This is a genomic window from Parabacteroides sp. merdae-related_45_40 (assembly GCF_001915675.1).
Genome location: NZ_MNQY01000021.1, coordinates 1 through 2644, shown reverse-complemented (window position 1 = coordinate 2644; position 2644 = coordinate 1). Strand labels below are relative to the sequence as shown.

The window sequence follows — 2644 nt, the reverse complement described above, 5'->3', positions numbered from 1 at the left end:
CCGATATTCAGTTTCAAGGTCACCGGCAGACCTTCGGGGACATCCGGACCGTTGTTGCCTTTATCGAAATCTTCGTTGGTACACGAAGCGACTGTCAGCACACACCAAAGGAGGGCTGCCAGCTTTATTATATTTTTATGTAACATACTCATTCGTCTTTATATATTAGCATTCGTTTCTTATTACCATTCAATATCATCATCGACAACACCCCAAGGAGTCACTTTGATCCTTGCGCCTAAGAAGGCGCCGTCTTCGCCCCATGCGAATAGTACCAATGTACGCTGGAACGGATGGATTTCGATCGGGCCTGTCGTACCGTCGTCGAAAGTTCCTTCCTTCACTTCGTAACGGTCGTTACCGACCTGTATGCTTCCGGTCATATTCTGACCTAAATAGAGCGCCTGCGGTCCTGTCGTTTCCCATTCGGAGTCTTTCCAGTCGGCTTCGGGGTTGTAGTAGACGCTGTCGCCGGTCAACTCGCCCTTATAGTCGATCGTGTTCAAGGTGCGGTCCATATAAAAATCGCATTCATCGGTCGCACGCAGCCCTCTTGCCGTCAGGGCATATTGAAGGTTAAGCGTTCTCATCTCGACCGTTCCGGTTTTGGGTTCGAGCACGATTTCCTGGTTTCCGCCAGCCACACCGTTCCCGCGTACTGTCACATCGATATCGCCGAAAAAGATGCTGTCGGGAGATTGTGCGATCTCGCCTTCGCTCTTCAGAGAAACGGCGAAGTCTTCGGCCTTGGTGGCCTCGTTCACGTCCTGATGTCCTTTGAGGTTTCCCCATGCGATCAGGTGCAGTTTCGAACTTTCGGGATAGTTCAACTCAATGGTTTCTTTGCCTCTGATAAAGGCATCGTTGAGATCGCGCGTATCAAGCAGCTTCGAGTTGTTATCGTAGATAAAGAGCTTGGCTTCCGAAACAACGCTCAAAGCCGTGATATCATCACCTTTGTGGTTCACGACCTTTAGTGTCAGCTTATAGCACTCGTCCAAGTCTTCCTTGATACAGCCGGTGGCAAAGACCGTAACTGCGACAAGTGCCAGAAATAAAACCTTTTTTGTCAATATTGATTTCATAACGTTTTGTTTTTTATTCCCATTCATTTTACCCTATTAATCCAAATCTTCATTTTGCTCGATCACATCCCAGTCAGCCACCGTAACAGCCACATCCATACAAGCCTCAGTCACCGGATCATACGGCCGGTCGGAACCACTGCTATTAATGGTGAGGGAGATGTTGTAACGGTAGTTGCGTTTGACGTAAGAGTGGTCAGGTGTACCACCTTCAGCATTTGTCATCGTCCCCATTGCATTGACAGGGATCGTATAAAAACGGTTCTCTTCTACTCTGCCGTTATCATCTGTATAAGTGCCCTTCAACACTAACAAAGTACGTTGTCCGGGCTTGACGGCATCAACCATATTTTCATATACGATAAATGATTTGCCACAAGCGAGTTGGCCTGTTTCTGGTTTCCAAGGAGAGGAAGAGGTCACTTTCCGTTTATTAGCATTAAAGCCTAACAAATCAGCCTTCAACAAACCATCCTCAATCGTCTTGTATTCACCATTCCAATATTCATTTTCATATTGGCCGTACCACCATAAGAAATTACCTTCCGGTGCTCCTTTGCTCTCCACCATCCCCCATTCTTCAGTGGAATTGGCCGCCATCAAAGAATAGCCTTTCACATTTGCCATAAAGACAGAGTCAATGACGAAAGAAGCTTTTCCATTATCAGATTTCACAGAAACTGATTTCAAGTTGATTTGGGCAATGTGGCGTGTCAGTTTAATATTATTTCCGTCCTTTGATACATTCGGCATATGACCGGAGAAATCTTTTATTTCACCAAAAATATTATGCTTTCCCTCATCTAACGTAGCCTCGATTAACCGACTGCTCATAGAGTATCCGTTATTTTCATTCTCATTATCTAATGCCCTCTGATATACTAATGCTTCCTTTAATGTGCCAAATTGTTTTTCCCGCGTTCCAGCATTTGCTAATACAAGAATTTTGACAGCACCGCTTTGTACATCCAAATCCTCCACTCTATTGATTGCAACCACTTTATCAATTTGCAAGTTTCCATCAGCATAAAAAACCATCACATGCAAACTATTAATAGCATCTTCCTGATCAATATTTTCCCCCTCTCCTTCACCGGCTTTAGTCAAGCTTTTCCCATCTGCAACAGCAGCCAAAGACAAAGTTGCATCCGGAGTAAAAACCTCCACCTCCGGGACGTTCTCGTCTGATGAACACGCAAATGTCATCCCTACCACTATACTCAAAAGAAAATAACTCTTCAATTTCATAAATATGTATATTTTATTAATTTCTATTTATCCCTTATTTTGATTTATACAATACAAAAGTATTTAGCTTTGCGTGTTTTAAGAATAGGTGTCACTCTCTTTATTAATAGATAAACCTATCACACAGGCGTTTTGATAGGTTTGCATAGGTTTGTGCAACAGATGCCATAAATACCTCCTTTCTATAAACTAAAAAGAAGGTGTCTGAAAAGGCGAGGGCACTGAAAAAGGTATCCTCTTAAGATTTAATCCCAATCTTTAAAAAGACGAAAGCAGATTGTATTAGCCTTTATATCGGTTTTGCAATCTGC

General features: G+C 43.4%; 2 protein-coding genes. Both read right to left on the bottom strand.

Translation table 11 applies throughout. The features are described 5' to 3' along the window. Window positions 1-182: 182 nt before the first annotated feature. A complete protein-coding gene (locus tag BHV83_RS00380) occupies window positions 183-1085 on the bottom strand; it encodes a FimB/Mfa2 family fimbrial subunit (RefSeq protein ID WP_039849980.1) in 903 nt (300 codons plus the stop codon). 36 nt (window positions 1086-1121) lie between these two features. Further along, window positions 1122-2333 (bottom strand): fimbrial protein, encoded by a 1212-nt coding sequence (locus BHV83_RS00375; protein ID WP_005637619.1) that lies wholly within the window; start codon window positions 2331-2333, stop codon window positions 1122-1124. Window positions 2334-2644 lie beyond the last annotated feature (311 nt).

Excerpts from the sequence above, each read along its gene's own strand:
- BHV83_RS00375 (WP_005637619.1), bottom strand. The coding sequence starts at position 2,333 with ATGAAATTGAAGAGTTATTTTCTTTTGAGTATAGTGGTAGGGATGACA.
- BHV83_RS00380 (WP_039849980.1), bottom strand. The coding sequence starts at position 1,085 with ATGAAATCAATATTGACAAAAAAGGTTTTATTTCTGGCACTTGTCGCA.